This is a genomic window from Mesorhizobium sp. B1-1-5 (genome assembly GCF_006443065.1).
In the GTDB taxonomy this organism is placed as follows: Bacteria; Pseudomonadota; Alphaproteobacteria; order Rhizobiales; family Rhizobiaceae; genus Mesorhizobium.
This window is the reverse complement of sequence record NZ_VFWS01000468.1, coordinates 1-1,264: the sequence shown is the minus strand read 5'-3', so window position 1 is coordinate 1,264 and position 1,264 is coordinate 1. Positions and strand designations below refer to the sequence as shown.

2 protein-coding genes are annotated in these 1,264 nt (G+C 64.3%); one reads left to right on the top strand and one right to left on the bottom strand.

Annotated elements, in window-relative coordinates:
- Nucleotides 1-89: 89 nt before the first annotated feature.
- A complete protein-coding gene (locus FJ980_RS32445; RefSeq protein WP_140547541.1) occupies nucleotides 90-356 on the bottom strand; it encodes a hypothetical protein in 267 nt (88 codons plus the stop codon).
- 263 nt (nucleotides 357-619) lie between these two features.
- On the opposite strand from FJ980_RS32445, the gene FJ980_RS32440 reads away from it, so the two are divergent.
- Nucleotides 620-1,264: cation:proton antiporter (locus tag FJ980_RS32440; RefSeq protein ID WP_181181396.1), on the top strand; the 645-nt coding region annotated here is incomplete at its 3' end.

The following is a 1,264-nucleotide window of genomic DNA, read 5'->3' as shown; positions in this document are numbered from 1 at the left end:
TGAGCGCGTATCAACCGCCTGTAACCAAACACAAAAAGAGACGGCGGCCCATCGCCACCGCCTCCTTTTGAAGACGTCGATAGGAACGATCAGCCCTTGATCGCCGCCGTCACCTCATCATAGGCCTTGCAGGCGTCGGCCAGGGTCGTGGTGCCCTGATATTTGGTCGTCACCTCTTGCACCTTGGCCGTCAGATCGGCCGCCTTGGACGGATCCTTGGTAACCGCCTCCTGCAGCGCGGCGGCCATGTCCTGCGCCTTCTTGGTGGCGACCTCGGCCGTGCACTCAGGCGCCTTGGAGCAAGCCGAGCCGGCGAGCACCGCCAGGCCGACGGCAACGAGCAAAAACTTCTTCATGTCAGTCATCTCCTCAAAAAGGGCGCGGCTTGATCGCCACACCCTCCACTGGCCGAAGCCGAGCGTGCTTAACCTCCGATTGCAGCCAGACGCAACGCGGCCTCGCGCTCAACTTGTGTAACGTGCCTGCAACATTGCCCGCCGCAGGATTCGGGCTGTTACATGCCCGCCGAAGCCCCTATCCTTGGGGCGCTGGCGCCTGATCCGAGGCGTCTTGACCCGACCGCACAGGCTGCGGTCCTCAAACGAGCGGAATGGCGGGAATGGCGGCAGAGGCAGCGGGCAGCGAGCTTGTTCAGGTGGTGGCGCTGCTCGCCGCGGGTGTTGTCGCCGTTCCGATCTTCAAACGTATGGGCCTGGGTTCGATTCTCGGCTATCTGGCCGCGGGCGTGGTGATCGGCCCGTTCGGCATCGGTGTGTTTTCCGAATCGGGAGCCATCCTCCACGTCGCCGAGCTCGGCGTCGTGATGTTCCTGTTCATTATCGGGCTGGAGATGCAGCCGTCGCGGCTCTGGGGCTTGCGCCGCGAGATCTTCGGCCTGGGCGCGCTTCAGGTCGGGGTCTGCGCGGTCTTGCTGACCGGTGTGGGAATAGCCGGAGGCTTTTCCATCGCGCAATCCTTCGTCGCCGGAGCCGGCTTCGTGCTGACCTCGACGGCGATCGTCATGCAGCTTCTGGAAGAGCGCGGCGAAATCGCCTCGCCCAAGGGCCAGCGCATCGTCTCCATCCTGCTGCTGGAGGATCTGGCGATCGTGCCGCTGCTGGCCCTGATCGCGTTCCTGGCGCCAGGCGGCACCGACACCAGCCTGTCGGAGCGGTTGGCCGAGGTCGGTATCGGCCTTGCCGCGATCATCGGCCTGGTGCTGGCCGGACGTTTTCTGCTCAACCCTTTCTTCCGTATCCTGGCG